Consider the following 1,416-nt stretch of genomic DNA (forward strand, 5'->3'; position numbering starts at 1 on the left):
AGGGGAGGCAGTTCAGTTTATCGCAAATGCGTCGGTGTTGGGCTACGACGTTCGCGCCGCGATGATTTTCTATGGAGCCGCGGGAGCACCAAGCTTGAGGACGCAGCACTGCGAGCAACTTTGGGCCAAATACGGGATGCTGCTGGTGACTTCAGATTGCAGTTCTTGACCGTTCAGTTTGGTCCATAGCAGGTTGACCGACTTGGCTTTGCAGCTATCTCCGTGACGTGGTGCTCTCAACGGCAGAGCACACGCTCAAGGAACGGCCGCGTCGAACTCAATTGCAAATCCCGCAACAATCGCGCTACGCGCGACGAAGTTGCCGAGCTCCCAATCCGTCAGTTCGCAAGCGGAAAAGCTCGTCTGGTTGCCTGAATAACCTCTGCTATGGAGATGCACGGCCTCCCGATGTCCTCGATCAGCTGGCGGATGATCGCTTGGCGAACGTCCGAAGAAAAAGGCTTCTGGACGGACGCAAGCATCCGGCCACCTAGGAATGGAGCTGGGGTGCTACGCTGTCGGCTGTCGTTTTATCGAACGCCACAGCCACACCGTGAACGATGGATGCCGCCGCCAACATCTCCTCTAATTGGCGGTCAGAGGCCTTACAGGTCGGCATGAGTGTTCGAATGGCGCGGATTGCTTTTGCAATGGAGAGGAAGCGCGCTTTGCCTCTGGAGAGAACATAGGCCTCGGTAGCTCTTTCAACCGCGATGGAATGAAAAGCGTTGGTCATCGAGAATTCCTCCCTGAATACTGACCAAGATGATTTACCGCCAACATCTAATGGCCTTCAAGGGCATGTCCGATTCCGACAATCAGCCGGTGGTGATGTCGAAGTGACTTTGCTCCTCTTCCCATATGCGCCATGCGTGAGTTCGATCATTCCGGGACGGTCCACGATGGTGATCTCGCCACGCTTGGCATGAACCAGCCCCCGGTATTCTAGCATTTGGAGAGCGGTGGTAACGCCGGGCCGTCGGGAACCAAGCATGGTCGCCAGAAATTCATGCGTCAGATAGATGATGTTTCCTTCGGCGCGGTCGTCGACCATGAGCAACCAGCGGGCCAGCCGTTCCTCAATTGTCGATTGGCTGTTGACCAGCGCCGTTCGCGACGACTGGATCAGGAACGCGTGAGCGTAGCGAAGCAGTGACGGCTGAAGGCTCCGACTTCTGGCAATTGCGATGCGAAGATATTCAACTGGCAGGCACCAGCCGTTGCTGGCGAGTTGGATGTAGGTTTCATTGGGAGATCGGTCCTGGCCGAGAACGACCGCTATCCCCGTCATGCCGTCGTGGCCGATGATGCCGACTTCACTTTGCCGCCCTCCGGTCATGGCGGCGACCACGGACGCGATACCGGTCTCGGGGAAATATACGTGCTCGATCGGCTGATATGCGATCTCCAGCCGGG

At 57.1% G+C, this 1,416-nt stretch carries 2 protein-coding genes; both read right to left on the reverse strand.

The features are described from left to right. Window positions 1-490 precede the first annotated feature (490 nt). A complete protein-coding gene (locus tag LB558_RS32800; RefSeq protein ID WP_224701536.1) occupies window positions 491-736 on the reverse strand; it encodes a hypothetical protein in 246 nt (81 codons plus the stop codon). Between the two features lie 57 nt (window positions 737-793). Next, the coding region (locus tag LB558_RS32805; RefSeq protein WP_224701537.1) for a Crp/Fnr family transcriptional regulator at window positions 794-1,416 on the reverse strand (623 nt) is incomplete at its 5' end.

The organism is Mesorhizobium sp. CO1-1-8, assembly GCF_020164875.1.
Classification (GTDB): Bacteria; Pseudomonadota; Alphaproteobacteria; order Rhizobiales; family Rhizobiaceae; genus Mesorhizobium.

Coding starts and splice junctions, on each gene's coding strand:
- LB558_RS32800 (WP_224701536.1), bottom strand. CDS start 736: ATGACCAACGCTTTTCATTCCATCGCGGTTGAAAGAGCTACCGAGGCC.